Origin of the sequence: Xanthomonas albilineans, from assembly GCF_002939705.1 — a bacterium.
Lineage (GTDB): Bacteria > Pseudomonadota > Gammaproteobacteria > Xanthomonadales > Xanthomonadaceae > Xanthomonas_A > Xanthomonas_A albilineans.
The window spans coordinates 1897-3329 of record NZ_MDCB01000044.1 but is presented as its reverse complement, the minus strand read 5'-3'; the positions used below and the strand labels follow the sequence as shown (position 1 = coordinate 3329).

General features: G+C 64.0%; 1 pseudogene. It reads right to left on the bottom strand.

What is annotated here, in order from left to right:
• Positions 1-1433 (bottom strand): annotated as a pseudogene (locus tag XalbCFBP2523_RS17485) (condensation domain-containing protein); the annotation flags it as partial.

Genomic DNA, 1433 nt, shown 5'->3' with positions numbered 1-1433 from the left:
ATTTCCAGTGTGGTGTGATCCAGGGCAAGGTGATGGCAGAGCAACTGCAACAACCAACGGCCATTGGCCGGATCCTGTGCCGCCACGCCACGTATCAGCGGCGCCTGACGCACGTCCAGACGCCAGTGCCGTGGGTCGAAGCGCGACTGCAACTGTGCGGCCACCTCGCCATCGGCCTCATCCAGGCAGAGGTGCTCGATCACCAGCGCGGCGCGGCGCCACACCACTTGCACGGGGGCGGCCAGTCCTTCCCACGCCACCGCCGTGCGCAGGATGTCGTGACGATCGATCACACGTTGCAAGGCATCGATAAATCCGTCCAGACGCGAACGGCTGTCGAAGGCGATCAGGTTCGGTTGCAGATACGCATCGCCTTGGCGCTGTAGCAGGTGATGGAAGAAAATGCCTTCCTGCAAGGGAGCCAGCGGATAGATGTCCTGGAGATTGGCAGAGCCGCCCGGGAGTATAGCGACGATGCTGTCGATCTGTTCCTGCGTGAGTGTCACCAGCGGCAGCATCTCCGGCGTGATCACCGCGCTGTCGGACGCAATTTGGTTGGGCGGAACATTGACCGATACGGCATCGCTCGCAGCCGCCAATGCAGCAAGCGTCGGCGTGGCGAACAAGGTGCGCAAGTCGGCCCGCAGACCTTGTTGTCGCATGCGCTCGGTCAGTGTCACCGCCAGCAACGAGTGGCCGCCGAGGGCGAAGAAGTTGTCGTGCCGACCGATCGTCTCCAGACCGAGCAGGTCGCCCCAGATCGCGGCAATGGCCTGTTCGATGGCACCCTGCGGTGCTTCATATGCACGCGCCGCATAGGCCGCTGCATCCGGTGCTGGTAACGCCTTGCGATCCAACTTGCCGTTGGCGGTCAACGGCAGCGTTTCCAGTTGCACGTAAGCGGTGGGCAACATGTAGTCGGGCAGGCGCACGTCGAGTTGGGTACGCACGGCCTCCGGGCTGAGTGCAATACCATCGACATCGCCGACCAGATAGGCCACCAATCGCGGTTCGCCCGGGTGGTCCTCGCGCAGCAACACGACGGCATCCTGCACGCCCGCGCAGGCGCGTAGCGCGGCGGCGATTTCGCCCAGTTCGATGCGGAACCCGCGTAGTTTGACCTGGTCATCGTTGCGGCCGAGATAATCGAGCGTGCCGTCCGCACGCCAGCAGGCGATATCGCCACTGCGGTACATGCGTTGGCCGGGCTGTTCGGCGAACGGGTCGGGCACGAAACGTTCGGCGGTCAGATCGGCACGACCGAGATACCCGCGCGCCAGTTGCGGCCCAGCGATATGCAGGTGACCGGCCACGCCAATCGGCGCGTGTTGCCCGTGTGCATCGAGCACGTACAGACGCAGATGCGCAATCGGTTGACCAATCGGCACGCGTCCGTTGGACGCATGTGCATCGTCAGCGGTGGTCGTGTGGAC